We start from the raw sequence: 17718 nt of genomic DNA, 5'->3' as shown, positions 1-17718 counted from the left end.
GCCCCGTCACGCATTTTTTAAAAAGGCCACCGACATGCAAACGTCTCGTTTCACACGATTCACCATCGCCTGCTGTGCAATGTTCGTGCTGTCGTTCGATCCGTCGAATCGCAGCGTGATGGGTTTCGAGCCCAATTATGACGAGTCAAAGATTCCGGACTACACCCTGCCGGATCCGCTGGTCACCCAAAGCGGTTCACCGGTGACAACGGCCGAGCAGTGGAACACGCTGCGCCGGCCCGAGCTGTTGGCACTGTTTGAAAAACAGGTGTACGGGGTTTCGCCGCCGCCGTGTCCGATTCGCCGCCAACAGGTCAGCCGCAAAACGGTCTTCGACGGCTTGGCGACCCGCTCCGAAATCGATGTGTTTTTCGGCTTGGCCGATGACGCGACGTCGATGCGCATGATGATCTACGTGCCGAAGCAACGAACCGGCGCGGTGCCTGCATTTTTGGGACTGAATTTCCAAGGCAATCACGGCGTCGATGAGGATCCCCAGATCGAGTTGAACCCGGGCTGGTTTCGCGTCGGTAAAAACGGAACCACCGATGGCAACAAGGCGAATGAAAAATCACGCGGCGCCACGGCTTCACGGTGGCCGCTGCAGCTGATTTTGAAACGCGGCTACGCCGTGGCAACCATCTATTACGGTGACATCGATCCCGACTTCGACGACGGGTTCAAGAACGGCATCCACGGCACGCTCGGCGATCAAGTCGCCCATGTCGCGCCGCAATCACGCTGGGGCAGCATCGCCGCCTGGGCCTATGGACTCAGCCGAGGACTCGATTGCTTGGAAGCCGAGACCGATCTGGGCATCGATGCCGGCAAGGTCGCCGTGCTCGGTCACTCGCGTCTGGGCAAGACCGCGTTGTGGGCCGGCGCGACGGACCCGCGTTTCGCGATGGTCATCAGCAACAATTCCGGGTGCGGCGGTGCCGCGCTGTCACGGCGTGCGATCGGTGAAACGGTGGGGCGAATCAACGAGGTCTTTCCCCATTGGTTCTGCGACCAATTCACCGAATACAACGAAAACGAAGGTGCCTGTCCGGTCGACCAACACGAACTGATCGCCTTGGCCGCGCCACGTCCGATTTACGTGGCCAGTGCGACCGAGGATCAATGGGCCGATCCCAAGGGCGAGTTTCTGGCCGCCGCCGCCGCCGATCCGGTCTACCGGTTGCTGGGCACCAATGGCATGGGCGGTGACGCACCGCCGGCCAAGATGCCGGCGGCCGAACAACCGATCAACCGCGGTGTGATCGGTTATCACCTGCGAACCGGCAAGCACGCCGTGACCGACTACGACTGGCAGCAATACCTGGACTTCGCCGATCGGCACTTGAACGACGAGCGTTGAAAAACGTCACTTTACGCTGGCGGGCCAAATTTTGTATAGCCGGTTCGAACAGGACCCCTTCCCGCCATTCAAGGACGAATCGCGATGTTGCTGGCAGAAGCAAGCATTCCGACGACAGAAACACCATCGGGCGATACGACGAACGAATCGTCGCTGGACGGCGTGCTCAGCCAAATGCTCAACGGTGACTTCCAGGGCTTGACCGAGTACCTCGAAAACACCGTGCTTCCCAACCTGGTTCCGGCCTGCTTCGGCTTGGCCGTCATTTTCTGCGGCTACTTCGCCGCCAAGTACTTGTCGCGAATCATCAGCCGGCCGATCCGCGAACGGATCGACGAGACCTTTGGTCGGTTCGTGGGGACCGCGATTTTCTACAGCGTGATGCTCAGTCTGATCGCCGCGGTGGCCAGCAAACTGGGTGCGCCGCTGGGCGGAATGGCGGCCATTTTGGCGGCCGCCGGTTTTGCGATCGGTTTGGCGTTTCAAGGCACACTCAGCAACTTTGCCGCCGGCGTTTTGATGATCGTTTTTCGCCCCTTTAAAGTCGGAGACGTGGTCAACATCGCCGGCGTTTCAGGCAAGGTCAACGAAATCGACCTGTTCACGACCACGCTGGACACACCCGACAATCGACGACTGATCATTCCCAACAGCTCGATCAGCGGCGCCACGATCGAAAACATCAGCTTCCATGCCCATCGCCGCGTTGAGGTGGTCGTCGGAGTCGACTATGACGCAAACATCGATGCAACCCGACACGCCTTGCAAGCCGCCGCCGATGTGTTTGAGCACGAGACGATTCATGGCGAAGGCCGCGGCACCGCTGTCATTCTCGGCAACCTTGGCGACAGCGCCGTCGAGTGGAAAGTCCGCATGTGGGTCAAGTCGGCCGACTATTGGAAACTGACCGAATCCTTAACGGCGGAAATCAAACGGCAACTCGACGCCGTCGGTATCGGGATTCCCTATCCACAGATGGACATTCATCTCAACCGCATCGACGCAGCCGACGTGCAAGGAACCGACCGACACGTTCCCACGCGTCCACGGATGCGACCTGCACGTCGTGACAGCAGCCTGCCTTACGCGTCTTAGTACTTCGTCAACTTTTAAACTTAGGGTGCCGCGGAAAAGGGGTCAGGTACCAAAAATGCGAAGCACCCTGCGGGCCATTTGGTTTTTGGTACCTGACCCCTTTTCCGCTCGCGGTGCCAACGCCATGACCAATCGCTTGCACGCGATCATTCGCCGAACGCACTGCCAAGGCACGCACCATCGCTTCGCGATCGATGCGTTGCCGATGATCCGCTCCGATGCCGGTAAACGGTTCACCGCCTGGCTGCTGTACTACCACCGGTCGTTTCTGCGCGGGGCGATCGATCCGGACGTGCGGTTTCGCGACTACCAGAATCACATTCTGCATGTTCGCGAAGGCGATTGGGGCGGCGCCCCACGGGTTGCCCATCAGTGGTACAACCGTTTGCAAAAATACCTTCGGGCAGAACGGTTCCGCGATGCGGCTCATGCGGCCGGGGTGCTGTCGCACTACCTGACCGACATGGCCCAGCCCCTGCACACGATCAGCACCGAACGGGAGGCTTTGATCCACCGTCCCTTTGAGTGGAGTGTCGATCAAGCCTACGATCGCATCCGACAAAAATGGCATGACGATCAAATCAACGTCATCATTCAACTTGCCGACGGCCCCGGTTGGCTGGGTTCGTTGATGATGCACATGGCGCGATACGCCCACGGGCATTGTGATCGGCTGATCCGGCACTATCGTTTTCACGAAGGCGTGCGAGACCCCCACCGGGGGATCGACGAACACTCGGTCACGTCTCTGGCAGAACTCTTCTGTTTGGCGATCACCGCGGTCAGCCTGGTCCTGGATCGGGCGGCCGAAGAAACCGAATCGTACACCGGATACCCGATCCCGGAATGCCGCTGCGGATGGGCGATGATCGGCGCGACGCTGCGAGCCCCGATCGCGGTTTGGAAACAACAAGTCAGGCGGCACGTGCAATCGCGGTCGATCCGGGCACTGGCCGAGGAGTATTTTCGGACCGGAAGCCTGTCCGAGTGGCTTCCCCACGAAGTCGACATCAAACGGCGCGTGATCGCGATCCGCCACGAGGAAAAACGCCGCAAGCAGGCCCGCCGCGCCGCAGCCTGACTCGTCAGCGCGCTACACCCCAAGCTACACTTGAAGCGCATCCCCTTCACCACACCATCCGGGCGATCACGATGAGAGCTTTCGAGGCGACTCGCCGATATTTTCACACCGCAGCCGAACATCTTGATCTGAGCCCCCAAGCTCGCGAAGCGATGCTGATGGCGTCAAGGGAAATCCGGGTCCAGGTTTCGATTGAGCGCGATGACGGTTCCCTGGCGACCTTTGTCGGATTTCGCGTCCAACACGACAACAGCCGCGGACCGATGAAAGGCGGCTTGCGGTATCACCCCGAAGTCAATTTGGATGAGACGCGGTCGCTGGCGAGCCTGATGACGTGGAAGACCGCCGTCGTCAATCTTCCCTACGGAGGCGCCAAGGGCGGGATCGGCGTGGACCCGCGATCGCTGTCGACGCGCGAACTGGAACGGCTGACCCGTGTGTTTGTCGACCAAATCCACGACATCGTTGGCCCCGACACCGACATTCCCGCACCCGACATGGGCACCGATCATCGCGTGATGGCCTGGTTTCGCAACCAGTGGGAAAAATACCATGGATTCAATCCCGCCGTGATCACCGGCAAACCGGTCGAAGAATACGGCGCCAAGGGCCGCGAAGAAGCGACCGGCCGTGGCGTGGGGACGTTGACGGTCAAGCTGACCAAACGGCTCGGCATGAAACCGGAAGCAACCAGCATCGCCATCCAGGGCTTTGGGAACGTCGGATCCCATGCGGCCAAGTTCTTGTCCGAAGCACAATTCCCCGTCATCGCGATCAGTGACATCACCGGAACCTACTACCGCAAAGAAGGTTTGAACATCGCCGCCGCACTTCATCACAAACTCCAGCATCCTTACGGGCTGCTGGAGGGGTTCAAAGAATGCGACGTCTTACCGACCGATGCGCTGCTGACCCTGCCAAACGTCGACATCCTGATTCCCGCGGCGCTCGGCGGAGTGATCACCGAGAAGAACGCCAAAAAGATTTCGGCCAGAGCGATCATCGAAGCCGCCAACGGCCCGGTCGATCCCGATGCCGATAAGATCCTGCATGACCACGGCGTCACCATCTTGCCCGACATTCTGGCCAATGCCGGCGGTGTGACGGTCAGCTATTTCGAATGGGTCCAGAACCGACAACACTATCGCTGGACCTTGGACCGCGTCCGCCAAGAACTGGATCGAACGCTCTCGGAAGCCTTTGAACACGTCTGGCAGAACGCGCACGAACGGGACATTTCACTTCGCACGGCGGCCTACATGATCGGAATCACCCGCGTCCGCCGCGCCACCGAACTGGCGGGACTGACGTAGGTCACGCTGTGCGTGACGATCAGTCCGTAGGTCACGCTGTGCGTGACGACCAGTCCGTAGGTCACGCTGTGCGTGACGATCGGCATGCACAGCATGCCCTACTCAACGACTAAATCGTTTTCCAGGCCCGCTCGTGGGCGCTGGCAAGGACGGCATCGCAAACCTTTTGAGTTTCCAGCGCCGTGCGGAAACTCGGTTCAATCGGTTCACCGGTTTCCAACGATTTCAGGAAGTCGGCGACTTGGTGGATGAAGGTGTGCTCGTAGCCGATGTTCAATCCCGGCACCCACCAGTTGCCCATGTAGGGTTGATCGCCATCGCTGACGTGAACGCTTCTCCAACCGCGGACGATCGAATCATCGCTGTGATCGAAATACTCCAAGCGATGCAGGTCGTGCAGATCCCAACGGATCGAAGCGTGTTCGCCGTTGATTTCCAAGGTGTAGAGCGCTTTGTGGCCGCGTGCGTAGCGGGTCGACTCGAACAGCCCCAACGATCCGTTGTTGAAGTGGCAATGGAACGTGCAGGCGTCGTCGATCTTGACGGCTTGCTTGGCGCCGGTCTCGGCGTGCGTTCGTTCTTTGATGAACGTTTCGGCGACAGCGGAAACGTCGGTGATGCCGCCGTTGAGCCAGATGGCGGTATCGATGCAGTGGGCCAGCAAGTCACCGGTCACGCCGCTGCCGGCGGCTTCGGCATCGAGTCGCCACGTGGCCGCACCGCCTTGGGGAACGTCCGCATTGATCGTCCAGTCTTGCAGGAAGTTCGCGCGGTAGTGAAAGATCCGCCCCAATCGACCTTCATCGATCAGCTGTTTGGCCAGTGACACCGCGGGGACGCGTCGATAGTTGTACCAAACCATGTTGGCGACACCGGCCTTCTCGACCGCATCGCACATCGCTTCGCCTTCGGCGACGTTCATCGCGATCGGCTTTTCGCACAACACCATCTTGCCGGCTTCGGCGGCGGCGATCGAGATTTCCTTGTGCAGGTTATTCGGCGTGCAGACATCGATCGCATCGATATCGTCGCGTTTGAGCATCTCGCGCCAATCCGTCTCGATCGACTCATACCCCCACTGATCGGCAAACGCTTGGGCCTTGTCCTTGTTTCGCGCACAGACCGCTTTCAAGACAGGCTTGTACTCGAGATCAAAGAAGTGGTTGGCTTGGCAGTACCCGTTGCTGTGGGTGCGGCCCATGAATCCGTAGCCGACCATGCCGATATTGAGAGGTTTCATAGTAGGTTGTTGGGTTGTGAAGGAATGGAAAGCGGTGTTGTCAGTTGTGGGAGAGGCTTCCGGCCTGTCGACGAGAGCCGCCGCGTTACTTCAGCGACTCGTCGACTTTGATCATGGTTTCCAGGATCGTGTTCCACGTTCCTGGCTGTTCCAGCGTTTCATTGGGGAACATGCAACCGTCCCAGCAGATGTGTTTGATGCCGCGCTGCTCGGCGTCTTTGAGCCAGTATCCGGCGCACTTGACGATGTCCAACTTGCCGTTGGGGTCATCGGCGGGGCAGTGTTTGCCGGTCTTGTCGTGGTCGCCGGCGCCGTGAACTTCCCCGTCGTTTTGGGCGACGTGGAAATCGATGGTCCAGGGCCGCAGCTTGTCGGTCATCTTCTCGTACGCGGCATAAAACGCTTCCTCGCTGTACCCTTCGTGCAGCAGCGCGTGCTCGGGCGCGTTGTAGCCCATCAGATACAAATACGTGTGGGCCAAATCGGCTTGGAAACCGAGCGTTTCGGGCATCCCGACGGCTTCCAGCAGGTCCAGCATGTCTTTCCAGCTGTGCATGCCGGCCCAACAGATTTCGCCTTCGGCAGCGAGACGTTCGCCGTGGTCGGCGGCGATCTTGGCGGCCTCGCGGAACGTGTTGGCGATCTTTCCGGTGTTGGCTTGCGGGTCTTCTCTCCACTTTTCGACGCCGAATTCGGCGCTGTCGATCCGGATCACGCCGTACTGGCGGACCCCGTGCTCGTTAAAGATTCCGGCGACGCGGCAGGCCATTTTGACCGCCGAAAGGAACTTGTCGGTCTGTTCCTTGTCGCCCATGGCCGAATCACCGATCGTGCCCGGCCAGACCGGTGCGACTAGCGATCCGACGCTAAACCCCTTGGACTGGATCAGGTCGGCGATCTTCCGCAGGTCATCGTCGCTGGCTTCCGGATCGGTGTGCGGCAGGAAGAGGAAGTAATCGATACCGTCAAACTTCCGCCCGTTCACTTCGGCCGCGGCCGTCAGGTCAAGCATGTGTTCCAAACTGATCGGCGGTTCTTGGTCGGGGCCATCGCCTTTGCCAACCAGGCCGGGCCACATCGCGTTGTGAAGTTTCATCGTGTTTTTCGAATTCGGGGGATGAGGGTCGTTCAGGAGTTCGATTCTGGAGGTCTGGTCTGGGATTCGCCACAGTAACGCAGGCGACGATTTTATTCGATCGCAATGGCAATCGTGGCCCACGCGTTGCCGCGCGGGCTCTCAAGAGCAAAATGTCGAATCAAGAGCCGCCATTGGGCAGGTCGCGATGCAAGTCGGGGCCGAAGTAACGCAGTCCGACATCGAGCTTCACATTCGTCATGGATGACTGTATGGCTGGAAGGGCTAAAAGGGCTGGAGATTTTTGCAGCTATTGTGGCGGATTGTCTGCCCGCATGTTGTATTGACTGGAGCACTGTGCGACAAGAATGCAGAGACGGCCCAATCATGTCATTCTATCGGCTCAAACGAATGGCGGCGGGATCGTCCGGGGGGCGATCAGGCTGCGGCAATTCGTCCGCGGAGACAGACTAAGGAATTCTGATGGTAAAAACGAAGACAGCTCGATCGATCGACGATCGGCTCAAGAGTGTGGTTTGGGACGATCAATCGCCGCTTTCGGTCGCCATTGAATCGCCCCGAGGAAAAATCCAAACGCGGCACGGGCGATTCGTCGGCGGACGTGCCGACGGGGTCGAAATCGTGCGGATCGACACCGGCGCCGTCGTCGTCAACGTGCTCCCCACGCGCGGGATGGCGATTTGGAGCATCGAATCCGATTCGGGCCGCTTCGGCTGGCACTCCCCCGTCGATGGCCCCGTCCACCCGTCCTTGGTCCCGATCCACGACCCGAGCGGACTCGGCTGGCTGGAAGGGTTCGACGAACTGGTGGTCCGCTGCGGGCTGGAAAGCAATGGAGCCCCCGAGCACGACGAGAGCGGAAAACTGACCTATCCGCTGCACGGACGCATCGCCAATCTGCCCGCCGACGGATTACAGATCGAATTCGACGAAGTCTCCGGACGGCTGGAATTGATCGGCGATCTCCGTGAAAGCCGTCTCTTCTTCACCAATCTCCGACTCAACAGCCGCATCCGCGTTCACGCCGGAAGTCCAGCGGTCCAGATCTTTGACGACGTGACCAACGAGCGTTCGACGCCGACAACCGTGCAAATGTTGTATCACATCAACGTCGGCCAACCGGTTCTGGAAAACGGCTCGAAATTGATCCTGCCGATCGAGGAACTGGCCCCCAAAGACAAATTGTCGGCCGGCGAAATCGAATCCTTCGACGCGTTCGGCGCGCCGCAAGTCGGTTACGCCGAACGCGTCTATTTTGCCAAGCTCCGCAGCGATGCATCCAACTTGACCTCGGTGATGCTGCAAAACGCCGATGCCTCCCAAGCCCTCGCGGTCACCTACGGCACCAAGACCTTGCCGCGGTTTGTCCTGTGGAAAAACACGGCCGATCCCGCCGACGGTTACGTCACCGGACTGGAACCGGCCACCAACTTCCCCAATCAACGGTCCTTCGAAGCCTCGCATGATCGGGTCGTCGAAATTCAACCCGAACAAACCGTCTGCTTCCGAGTCACCATCGATCCCTTGTCCGATCCCGAATCGGTCGCCGAAATGGCCGAGCGGATCCGAAAACTTGCCGGCGATCAACCGCCGCTGATTCACTCCAGCCCCCGCCCCGGCTGGTCGCCGGGGGCTTGAAGGTTTCAGGTTTCAGGTTTCAGGTTTCAGGTTACTAACTGCTAACTGCTAACTGCTAACCGCTAACCGCCTGCACCGGCCAGCCCTGCGCCCACTGCAACTCGAATTGCGCCCGGTTGTGGTCGACGACCGCACGCAGGTACGCACGGCTGGCGGTTTCCAACGCCTGCAGCGACTGCAGCACTTCGAGCGGCAATCCTTCGCCGTCGCGAATCCGTTTCAGATTGCGATCGTAGGAATCGAGTGCGAACTCGATCGCCCGCTCGGTCGCATCGATTTGGCGATGGCGCGACTGCACCCGGGCGTAGCCTTCGCTGATCTCTCGGGCGACCTGGTCCATCACACGGATCCGCTCGTACTTGGCTTGCTGCACGCGCGCCGATTGCTCACGTCGCGCCGCTTTCTCGCCCAGGCCCAAATTGCGGACCTGCCACGACATCACGGCGTCGATGTCGTACCGCCCGCTGACGTCGTCGAGTTCATTGCCCAGGCCCCCACCGAAACCGCCGGTGCTGAATCCCAACAGCACGCTGGGCACGAACGGCGCGTACTTTTCGCGGCTGTACGCCTGGCAGGCTGCCGCGACGAGCGCCTGCGACTCCTTCAACTCGGGTCGCATCGCAAGCCCCGTCCCGATCAACGAAGCCTTGTCCACTTCGTGCGAAACCAACTCCAGCGGCACCACCGTGACATCCATCGGCGTGATCCGCCCGTGCCCGTCCAGGCTGACCGCTTGAGCCAACCGAGCGGAGGCGACTGCGGTTTGTTCCTGTGCGGCGATCAAACGGTTCTCCATCAACGCCAACTCGGTTTGCATTCGATCGGCGTCGGCCTTGAGTCCCTGGCCGGTTTCGGCGAAATCACCGGTCAGCTTGGCCAGTTCTGCCGTCCGCGTCTTGGATGCTTCCAAGATGCTGACGTCCTGATGTGCGCTCACCAGATCGATGTAGGCCAGCGCGACCGTCAGCAGTTGCAGGTTCTCGGTCGCGTTGGCGGCGTGTCCGCTGGCCCAAGCCGTCGCCTCGGCCACTTTCGGCTGAAAGATCGCGTCGGCCAGGTGAAACTGCGCCACCAGCCCCGGGTTGGGAGTCGTTCCCGCTCCGGTGCCACCGGTTCCCAGGCCGTATTGAAAGGAGTTGCGATTGACGTCGACGACCGAACCGTCGCTGGCTTGGTAATTGCCGTCGTGACGATGAAAACCAAACCCGGCTTGAATCGACGGCAGCCACATCGCCTCGGCTTGGGCCAGTCGGGCGTACGCTTCCTGAACCCGCCACCGCGCCATTGCGACCGCCGGGTGTTGGCCTGCCACCATCGCCAGCGCCGACGGCAAGTTCAAGTCGACCGATGGTTCGGCCGATTCGATCGCACCGCCCGCACCGGACGGTTGTACTGCGGCGATCGGATCGACGGGCGGCGCAAACCCTGTGGGCTCGGCAACCGCTTCCGACTCGCCCACGAACGGTTCGTTGGCGATGTAGTCGACCAGCGTCAAGCTGTCCGCCGGTGCGTCGGCAACATCGATGTTGGCGGTCGTCGGCTGCACCGGCAATTCGACCGCGGGGGGGACATTCGGCATCTCGGGGATGTGGCCCACCAACGCAGGGCCGGTTGCACAACCCACGCAGCCGATCAATCCTAAAGTCAGTAGTCGCTTTGGCATCCTGCCGCCTATCGGTATTGTCCATCGATCCCATTGTCGCCGTCGCGTCAAACGCAGCGGTCCTACCGATGGTGCTTCGGCAAACGACGGCTCCGGCAATAACGACTGCAACAACTGGTTTATCGGAAACCGCTTGATCACCATGCGAAATCTCTTGTTGTGATAACTATGATGCACAGTCGTATCGCCGAAAGTGATCCGCTGACGGCAACTCTGACGGTTACACCGGTCATCCAGGCATTTCCCCACCTACTGAATGATGGACAGACAATTGATGATCCTTCGCCGTGGCAATCCCATTCGGCTCTCGTTGGCGGCAGCCCCCCTGTTGCTGGCCGGATGTCTACCGCCACCGCCCGTCGCCCAAACGTCCGATCGCGTCGTGGCGGTCCGCACCGTCGCTGTCACCGCAGCGGAAATCCAACCGACGACGCTGCAACCCGCGACCGTTCATCCGTTTTACCACTCGGAAGTTCGCCCCAAAGCATCGGGATTTGTCAGCCAACTCCGCGTCGACATCGGTGACGTCGTCCAAGCCGGTCAGGTGCTGCTTCAAATCGACGTCCCGGAAATGTCGAAACAGCGAGAAGTCATCCAGGCGCGGATCAAGCGATTACAGGCCGATGAAAAACGCGCCGCCGCCGGAGTCAACCTCGCCGACGCGCAAGTCCGATCGTCGCAGGCCAGCCTGGTCGAGGCGGAAAGCGAGATGCGTCGCGCGGACGCTTCACTCGCAGCCGCCGAGTCAGAATTTCAGCGCACCAGCGATCTGGTCGAGCGTGGATCACTGCAAGACCGAATGCTGGACGAAGTGCGAAAGAAACGCGATAGCGAGCGCGCCGCCAAACAGTCCGTGGCATCGGCGATCGACTCGGCCAAAGCCAACGTGGCGGTGACCGAGGCGCAAAAGGTTGCCGCCGAAGCCGACTTGGAAGCCGCACGCGCCGAAACAATGATCGCCGAGCGTGAGCTGGAAGAATTGGACGTGATGATCGACTACACAACCGTTCGAGCACCGATTGCGGGCATCGTCTCGGAACGCAACGTCGAACCCGGCGATCTGGTCGGCAAGGCCAGCGACCAGGCCTCCACCCGGCCGCTCTTGGTGATCAACCAAGTCGACAAGCTCCGCGTCCGCATTCCCGTGCCCGAAACCGACGCGGCCCGCGTCAATCCGGGTGACGAAGTCACGTTGACGTTTCCCTCGTTCGCCGGCGAACCCCCGATCAAAGCCGCCGTCACACGGCGATCGGGAAGCCTGGATCCGAGCACGCGGACCATGATCGTCGAAGTCGAATTGGAGAACACCGACGGAAAGTTGCTGCCCGGAATGTTCGGCCAAGCATCGATCAGCTTGTCCGGCAAAGTGGCGGCCAACCTGTTGCCCGCCCGCGCGATCCGCTTCGGCGAAGACGACAAGGCGTACGTCTATGTCGTCGGCCAAGACGAAACCGTCACCGTCGCGGCAATCGAAACCGGCCTTGATGACGGCCAATCGATTCAAGTCCGATCGGGGCTGTTGCCCGGCCAACGGGTCATCGATGCGCACCTGAAACGTTTCACCGACGGCCAAAAGGTCACGGTCCTGACCAATTGACGCTTGAAAGGTGTGAGCGGAACGGCGCGAGCCGTCCGGTTTCACCGTGAAAGGCCGGAGGGCTCGCGCCCTGCCGCTAACAATCTTGTTCCCGGGCTCCGCCTGGGGACACACTGTCATGGAGGCTCCCGCCTCCTGGCTGCCAACGGCGTGTGGCGGGAGCCACACCGAACATGCATTCCCAGGCGGAGCCTGGGAACGAGTGGAAAACGACAGGCTGGAAGCCTATCCCACTCACGTCGCACACAAGAATGACCTCTGAGAACCTAGCCGATGGGATTGATTGATTTTTCGCTACGAAACCGCTTTGCCGTGCTGGCCGGATCGATCGCCCTGTGCGTGCTCGGGGCCGCCGTCATCCCCGGCATCACGATCGACATCCTGCCGGACTTTAAGAAACCGGTCGTCGTCAGTTTCTTTTCGTATCCCGGACTGCCGACGATGGACATGGAGAAGTCCGTCACGTCACGCGTCGAACGCGCCCTCACGCTGGCCGGAAAAATCGAACACCAGGAATCGCGCACCGTACCCGGCGCCGCGGTCATCAAGGTTTTCTTTCAACCCGGTGCCGACGCCAGTTCGGCGATGAACGACATCGTCAACCTGGAAGCCAGTGACATGTTTCACCTGCCGCCGGGCATCGAGTGGCCGTTCACCCTGCGCAGTGAACCGGCCAACCTGCCGGTCGTGCTGGCGGCGATCTCCGGCGAAGGGCTCAGCGAATCCCAGCTCTACCAAATCGGTTACTACGCCGTGCGGAACAAGATGGGTGGACTCAAGGGTGTTCAAATTCCTCACCCCTTCGGCGGCAAGTTCCGCCAGATGATGGTTTACGTCGACCCGGCAAAACTTCAGGCCTACCACGTCAGCGCCACCGATGTGGTCGACGCGATGCGAAAATCGAACCTCGTGCTCGCCGCCGGAACGGCGCGGATGGGCGGGACCGACTACCAGATCCATCCCCGCAACACCTTGCCGACGATCGCAGAGATCGAAGCGATTCCGATCGTCGTCCGCGACGACCGCCCGATCTTCATTCGCGATGTCGGCCGCGTCGTCGATGATGCGGCGTTGCAATACAACATCGTCCGCGTCAATGGAAAACGCAGCGTCTACTGCCCCTTGCTTCGTGAACCCGGCGAAAACACGATCGCCGTGGTCGACCGAATCTACGAAGGCATCGGCAGCGAAATCCCCAAGATGAAGGAACGGGGCGACATCCCCGAGAGCACCGAAGTCACGTTGGTGTCCGATCAGTCCAGCTACATCCGCAAAGCGATGGCCAACTTGCAGACGCAAATCGGCCTGGGCGCGCTGTTGGTCGCGATCGTCGTGCTCGTTTTCCTCCGCCGTTTGCTGCCGACGGTGATCATCGTGGCGGTCATCGTGTTTGCCGTGCTGATCGGTGCGCTCGGGTTTGCGTTCAGCGGCCAAACCATCAACGTGATGACCCTGGGCGGACTCGCGCTGGCGATCGGGACGGTCGTCGATGCGGGAATCGTCGTCGTCGAGAACGTGATCCGCCACCAACGGATGGGCAAGTCCGCACTCGATGCCGCCCGCGACGGGACCGCGGAAGTCTCCGGCGCCATCCTGGCGGGAACCGTCACCACGCTTGCCGTCTTTCTGCCCGCGGTGTTTTTGACCGGAATGATCAAGTACCTGTTCACCCCGCTGTCACTGGCCGCCACGCTCACCATCGGCGCGTCCTACATCCTGGCACTGACCGTCGTGCCCGCGTTCTGCGCGACCTTCATCCGTGAAAAGGTCAGCGCCCGAAACAACGAGGCCGACCGCGATGATGCGATGCCCAAGGGGCTCTACGGCCGCCTGCTCGGTGGCGCGATGAAAGCCCCCGCCGTGAGCGCCCTGGTCATCGTCGTTGCCGTCGGTGCCACCTTCCTGCTGTGGCCACGCATCGGAACCGAACTGTTCCCCAGCGTCGATTCAGGATCGTTCGAATTGCGATTGAAAACGCTGCCCGGAACCGAGCTGATCGAAACCGAAAAGTTGGTCGCCCGAATCGAAGACACGATCAAACAGGTCATTCCCGAAAACGAAATCGAAACGCTGATCGCGAACATCGGGTTGCCGGTCGGCAAAGGCGCCGGATTCTCGACCGTGCTCAGTTCCAATTCCGGACCCGACACGGCCTACCTGATCGTCAATTTGAAACAGGACGGCCGATCAACCAGCACCAACACGTATATCAAACAGCTGCGTGAAAAGCTGGCGGCCGACTATCCGCTGGAAGAGTTCCTGTTCGTCTCCGGCGGCATCGTCAACATGGCGCTCAACGAAGGCGTGCCGACACCGATCAGTGTTCAAGTCTCCGCGGGCACGCTGGGACAATGCCGCGACGCTGCCGAACGAATCGTTCAAGCCATCCGTCCGATCGCGGGAACCGAAGACGTTCAAATCGCACAGTCGCTCGACTATCCGCAATTCGATGTGCAAGTCGACCGCACGCGTGCCAAGTACTTGGGGCTGGACCAAGAAGAGGTCGCACAGACGGTGTTGACCGCGCTGGGATCCAGCGTCGGCTACGCACCGACCATTTGGATCGATCCCAAATCCGGCGTCGACTTCTTCATGGGCGTGCAGTACGAGGACAACACCTTCGAATCCCTTGACGAAATTCGCAACATCCCGCTCTCGCTGGGTACGCCCGATGGCCCGATCACGATTCCGCTGTCCAACGTGGCGACGGTCAAACGGGTCAACATTCCCGGCGAGATCGCCCACTACAACATCTCTCGCGTCAACGACGTCCACGTCAACGTCTCCGGCCGAGACATCGGTTCGGTCGCCGCCGACATCGAAGCGACGCTGGCCGACATGGAATTCGAAAACGGCGTCGGCGTCACGCTTCGCGGCCCGGTCGAAAAAATGCGCTCCGGCATGAATCTGCTGGGTGTCGGGCTGGCGGTCGCAACGCTGTTGGTCTATCTGGTGCTGATGGCGCAGTTCCGCTCCTTTGTCGATCCGTTGATCATCATGCTGGCCGTGCCACTGGGGATCGGCGGCGTGCTATTGGTGTTGTTCTTGACCGACACGACGATCAATATTCAATCGTTGATGGGAACCTTGATGATGATCGGAGTCGTGGTCAACAATTCGATTCTGTTGGTCGAGTTTGCCAATCGTCGTCGTGCTGATGGACTCTCCCCCCACGACGCGGCGCTTTCGGCGGCCGGCGTCCGCTTGCGACCGATCCTGATGACCTCGCTGACGTTGGTCGCATCGATGTTGCCGCTGTCGTTCCAACTCGCCCCGGGCAACGAGGCCATGATTCCACTGGCCCGAGCCCTGATGGGCGGCATGATTGTCAGCACCCTGCTGACACTCGTCCTGGTGCCCTGCGTCTACTCGCTGGTGCACCGCAAGTCCGCTGCGGCGTAGGGCGCCAGGTGGGATAGGCTTCCAGCCTGTCGATGCAAGGAACAATTCGACGAATAAAACCCACCGATGGCAGCGCGAACCCACGGATGTGAAAGCAGCCAGGGATCCGTGGGTTCGCGCTGCCATCGGTGGGCTGATTCAGATCGACTTCCACAGGCCATGCCATACGATCTTTCCCCATCACACGGAAACCCCGCGCCAGTTCCGCTCCGGAGAAATCCCGATGTGCCCTACCCCCCGGAGCACAAAATTGTTGCCAGTGCCACCGGGGAAAGCGTATAGTGCGGGTACCCCTCTTCTTACCGGACGCGTCGAAATGACTCGCCGGGACACTTTTCAAACGGAATGCCAGTCATCGTCCACACAACGAAAGGGTCCGTCGGTTTTGCTCGTTATCCAGCGGCAGTCGTCGCGACGCTCGCGATCGGCTGTCTGCTCGGCAGCCCCCATTGCGGATTCATTGCCGCCGGAGACGCGCGTTCGACGGGCCGGCTCAAAGGCATCGACTTGGACGGCCGGCTCTGTCGACTCGGCGAACGCGGCAACACGAAAGCCGTCGTGGTCACGTTCATGTCGACGCAATGCCCGATCAGCAACAGCTACGTGCCACAGTTGAATGAGCTGTCGTCGAAGTATCGTCGTAGCGGCGTGGAATTCTACGGCGTGGTTTCCGATCCGTCGGTGACCCGCGCCGATGCGATCAGCCATCGCGCGACGTACAAGGTTCGCTTTCCCGTTCTGTTTGACGGTTCCGGCGAATTGCGTCTGGCGCTCGGGCCAACGCACACGCCACAGGTCTTTGTACTCGACCACCGCGGCCGGGTCCTTTACAGCGGTGCGATCGATGACCGTTATGTGCAACTGGGACGCAAAAAAGAAGCCGCCGAGACGTCGTGGCTGGAAGACGCGGTCCAATCCGTCGTGCACGGCACACCGATCGCTGTTGCGTCGACCAAACCGATCGGCTGCCAGATGGAAGAACCGCCCAACAAGACTCGCGAGGGCAGCGTGACGTACACGCGAGACATTGCGCCGATCATCCAGGCGCATTGTTCCTCCTGTCACCGTGAAAATCAGTCGGCGCCGTTTCCGTTGTTGACCTACGACGATGTCAGCAGCCATGCCAACCAAATCGCCGAAGTCACCCGCGACCGTTACATGCCGCCGTGGAAACCCGCCCCGGGATTCACGCGGCTTCGCGACGAGATGCGGCTCTCTGATCATCAAATCGACCTGATCGACGTCTGGGTCGAATCTGGAAAACCCGAAGGCGACCCGGCCGATTTGCCGGCACCCGTCCAACATGTCAAAGGATGGAAGCTCGGCGAGCCGGATTTGATTCTCGAGATGCAAGAAGCGTTCACCGTTCCCGCCAGCGGTCCCGACATCCGACAGTACTTTGTGATCCCGTCACGACTGACCGACGACCGGCTGATCACCGCCATCGATTTTCATCCCGGCACGCCTCAAGCGATTCATCACGCCAGTTTTTACCTTGACACCCGGCGCGCCGGACGACGTTTGGATGAAGCCGATCCGGCACCGGGGTACAGCGGCTTCGGCGGCCCCCAGTTTGAATCTCAAGGCACCCTGACCAGTTGGTTCCCCGGCATGACGCCGCGCAAGCTGCCCCGGGGGATGGGCCGGTTGGTGGCAAAGGGCAGTGACATCGTCGCCGAAATTCATTACGTCACCACCGGCAAAACCGAACGAGACCGTTCGAAGATCGGACTCTATTTCGCGCACCGTTCGGCCCGGCAACTCGTCGTCGAAGTCCAAGTCGGCAACAAGGACATCGAGATTCCCCCCGACCAGTCACACCACCACGAACGAGCGGCCTACACGTTGCCGGTCAAGACCATGCTGTTGGATCTGGTCCCGCACATGCACATGCTCGGCAGCGAAGTCAAGGTCTGGGCCAAATCACCGGACGGTCGCACCAAGCCGTTGTTGTGGATCAAAGACTGGGATTTTAATTGGCAGGGACAGTATTCGTTTGCCAAACCCGTGATCCTGCCCCAGGGAACACAAATCATCGTCGACGCCTGGTTTGACAATTCGTCGAACAATCCGCTCAACCCCCACTCGCCCCCGGTCACCGTCCGTTGGGGCGACAACTCGACCGACGAGATGCTGCTGTGCACCTTTCAATGCACCTGCGAAACCATGGACGAACTCGGCGAATTGATCGACCACCAACGCCGCTACATCTCCGAGGCGCAAGAGCGGTAGA

12 protein-coding genes are annotated in these 17718 nt (G+C 60.4%); 8 read left to right on the top strand and 4 right to left on the bottom strand.

Annotated elements, in window-relative coordinates; all coding sequences use genetic code 11:
• Nucleotides 1–34 precede the first annotated feature (34 nt).
• From NZK35_RS06000 to NZK35_RS05985, 4 genes are all read left to right on the top strand, one after another.
• Nucleotides 35–1360 (top strand): glucuronyl esterase domain-containing protein, encoded by a 1326-nt coding sequence (locus NZK35_RS06000; protein WP_259631686.1) that lies wholly within the window; start codon nucleotides 35–37, stop codon nucleotides 1358–1360.
• 84 nt (nucleotides 1361–1444) lie between these two features.
• A complete protein-coding gene (locus tag NZK35_RS05995) occupies nucleotides 1445–2455 on the top strand; it encodes a mechanosensitive ion channel family protein (protein WP_259631685.1) in 1011 nt (336 codons plus the stop codon).
• A 124-nt stretch (nucleotides 2456–2579) separates the two neighbouring features.
• The gene (locus NZK35_RS05990) at nucleotides 2580–3536 is read left to right on the top strand and encodes a zinc dependent phospholipase C family protein (protein WP_259631684.1); all 957 of its coding nucleotides are present in this window, start codon (nucleotides 2580–2582) and stop codon (nucleotides 3534–3536) included.
• A 71-nt stretch (nucleotides 3537–3607) separates the two neighbouring features.
• Nucleotides 3608–4849 (top strand): Glu/Leu/Phe/Val family dehydrogenase, encoded by a 1242-nt coding sequence (locus NZK35_RS05985; RefSeq protein WP_259631683.1) that lies wholly within the window; start codon nucleotides 3608–3610, stop codon nucleotides 4847–4849.
• Here the strand turns inward: NZK35_RS05985 and NZK35_RS05980 are convergent.
• The 3 genes from NZK35_RS05980 to NZK35_RS05970 all read right to left on the bottom strand — a co-directional run bounded on the left by NZK35_RS05980 (nucleotide 4792) and on the right by NZK35_RS05970 (nucleotide 7185).
• On the bottom strand, nucleotides 4792–4935 hold the full coding sequence (locus NZK35_RS05980; protein WP_259631682.1) for a hypothetical protein: 144 nt from the start codon (nucleotides 4933–4935) through the stop codon (nucleotides 4792–4794). The two genes, NZK35_RS05985 and NZK35_RS05980, sit on opposite strands and share 58 nt — an antisense overlap.
• Nucleotides 4936–4958: 23 nt before the next feature.
• Nucleotides 4959–6089, bottom strand: a complete 1131-nt coding sequence (locus NZK35_RS05975) for a Gfo/Idh/MocA family protein (RefSeq protein WP_259631681.1) — start codon at nucleotides 6087–6089, stop codon at nucleotides 4959–4961.
• Between the two features lie 85 nt (nucleotides 6090–6174).
• A complete protein-coding gene (locus NZK35_RS05970) occupies nucleotides 6175–7185 on the bottom strand; it encodes a sugar phosphate isomerase/epimerase family protein (protein WP_259631680.1) in 1011 nt (336 codons plus the stop codon).
• A 462-nt stretch (nucleotides 7186–7647) separates the two neighbouring features.
• Here NZK35_RS05970 and NZK35_RS05965 point away from each other — a divergent pair, with 462 nt between their 5' ends.
• Nucleotides 7648–8823, top strand: a complete 1176-nt coding sequence (locus NZK35_RS05965) for an aldose 1-epimerase family protein (RefSeq protein WP_259631679.1) — start codon at nucleotides 7648–7650, stop codon at nucleotides 8821–8823.
• A 55-nt stretch (nucleotides 8824–8878) separates the two neighbouring features.
• Here the strand turns inward: NZK35_RS05965 and NZK35_RS05960 are convergent, their stop codons facing one another.
• A complete protein-coding gene (locus NZK35_RS05960) occupies nucleotides 8879–10402 on the bottom strand; it encodes a TolC family protein (protein ID WP_259631678.1) in 1524 nt (507 codons plus the stop codon).
• Between the two features lie 340 nt (nucleotides 10403–10742).
• Between NZK35_RS05960 and NZK35_RS05955 the strand changes: the two genes are divergently transcribed.
• From NZK35_RS05955 to NZK35_RS05945, 3 genes are all read left to right on the top strand, one after another.
• Nucleotides 10743–12083: an efflux RND transporter periplasmic adaptor subunit gene (locus NZK35_RS05955; protein WP_259631677.1), complete on the top strand. Its 1341-nt coding sequence runs from the start codon at nucleotides 10743–10745 to the stop codon at nucleotides 12081–12083.
• 273 nt (nucleotides 12084–12356) lie between these two features.
• On the top strand, nucleotides 12357–15485 hold the full coding sequence (locus tag NZK35_RS05950; protein WP_259631676.1) for an efflux RND transporter permease subunit: 3129 nt from the start codon (nucleotides 12357–12359) through the stop codon (nucleotides 15483–15485).
• 345 nt (nucleotides 15486–15830) lie between these two features.
• Nucleotides 15831–17717: a redoxin family protein gene (locus tag NZK35_RS05945; RefSeq protein ID WP_259631675.1), complete on the top strand. Its 1887-nt coding sequence runs from the start codon at nucleotides 15831–15833 to the stop codon at nucleotides 17715–17717.
• Nucleotide 17718: the final 1 nt, after the last annotated feature.

The organism is Stieleria sedimenti, assembly GCF_025060895.1.
Taxonomy (GTDB): domain Bacteria; phylum Planctomycetota; class Planctomycetia; order Pirellulales; family Pirellulaceae; genus Stieleria; species Stieleria sedimenti.
The sequence above is the reverse complement of the archived record's forward strand: the minus strand, read 5'-3'. Positions and strand labels throughout refer to the sequence as shown.

Bases quoted from the DNA above. Each gene is read 5' to 3' on its own strand.
- NZK35_RS06000 (WP_259631686.1), top strand. From the start codon at position 35: ATGCAAACGTCTCGTTTCACACGATTCACCATCGCCTGCTGTGCAATG.
- NZK35_RS05995 (WP_259631685.1), top strand. From the start codon at position 1,445: ATGTTGCTGGCAGAAGCAAGCATTCCGACGACAGAAACACCATCGGGC.
- NZK35_RS05990 (WP_259631684.1), top strand. From the start codon at position 2,580: ATGACCAATCGCTTGCACGCGATCATTCGCCGAACGCACTGCCAAGGC.
- NZK35_RS05985 (WP_259631683.1), top strand. From the start codon at position 3,608: ATGAGAGCTTTCGAGGCGACTCGCCGATATTTTCACACCGCAGCCGAA.
- NZK35_RS05980 (WP_259631682.1), bottom strand. From the start codon at position 4,935: ATGCCGATCGTCACGCACAGCGTGACCTACGGACTGGTCGTCACGCAC.
- NZK35_RS05975 (WP_259631681.1), bottom strand. From the start codon at position 6,089: ATGAAACCTCTCAATATCGGCATGGTCGGCTACGGATTCATGGGCCGC.
- NZK35_RS05970 (WP_259631680.1), bottom strand. From the start codon at position 7,185: ATGAAACTTCACAACGCGATGTGGCCCGGCCTGGTTGGCAAAGGCGAT.
- NZK35_RS05965 (WP_259631679.1), top strand. From the start codon at position 7,648: ATGGTAAAAACGAAGACAGCTCGATCGATCGACGATCGGCTCAAGAGT.
- NZK35_RS05960 (WP_259631678.1), bottom strand. From the start codon at position 10,402: ATGCCGAATGTCCCCCCCGCGGTCGAATTGCCGGTGCAGCCGACGACC.
- NZK35_RS05955 (WP_259631677.1), top strand. From the start codon at position 10,743: ATGATGGACAGACAATTGATGATCCTTCGCCGTGGCAATCCCATTCGG.
- NZK35_RS05950 (WP_259631676.1), top strand. From the start codon at position 12,357: ATGGGATTGATTGATTTTTCGCTACGAAACCGCTTTGCCGTGCTGGCC.
- NZK35_RS05945 (WP_259631675.1), top strand. From the start codon at position 15,831: ATGCCAGTCATCGTCCACACAACGAAAGGGTCCGTCGGTTTTGCTCGT.